Origin of the sequence: Gilvimarinus gilvus, assembly GCF_030518155.1 — a bacterium.
GTDB lineage: Bacteria > Pseudomonadota > Gammaproteobacteria > Pseudomonadales > Cellvibrionaceae > Gilvimarinus > Gilvimarinus gilvus.
In genome coordinates this window covers 1-344 of sequence record NZ_JAULRU010000650.1, presented here as the reverse complement: position 1 = coordinate 344, position 344 = coordinate 1, and the positions used below count along the sequence as shown (strand labels likewise).

Genomic DNA, 344 nt, shown 5'->3' with positions numbered 1-344 from the left:
ATTGCCGTGAGCAACCCGGGGCCTGCGATTGCCGACGAACACCTGCCGCTGCTGTTCGAGCGTTTCTACCGGGTGGATGCGGCGCGCAGCAACAGCGGGGGCGGTAACCATGGCTTGGGCCTGGCCATCGTCAAGGCGATTGCGCTGATGCATGGCGGGGACGTGTTCGTGCGCAGTGAATCCGGGGCGAATACATTCGGTATCCGGCTCCCGACCTGTAGGAGCGGCCTTGTGTCGCGATGGGGTGCGAAGCAGCCCCTGGTTCAATGACCGGGCGGCAATTGTCGGGACTGCAAAGGCCGCGTCTAGCCTGCGGCTTGCAGACGAAAGCCCTATTGCTTTTT

Annotated in this window: 1 protein-coding gene; it reads left to right on the top strand. The window is 63.1% G+C overall.

The window, feature by feature from the left end:
- On the top strand, positions 1-270 hold a 270-nt coding region (locus tag QWI17_RS16635; RefSeq protein ID WP_302723650.1), incomplete at its 5' end, for an ATP-binding protein.
- Positions 271-344: the final 74 nt, after the last annotated feature.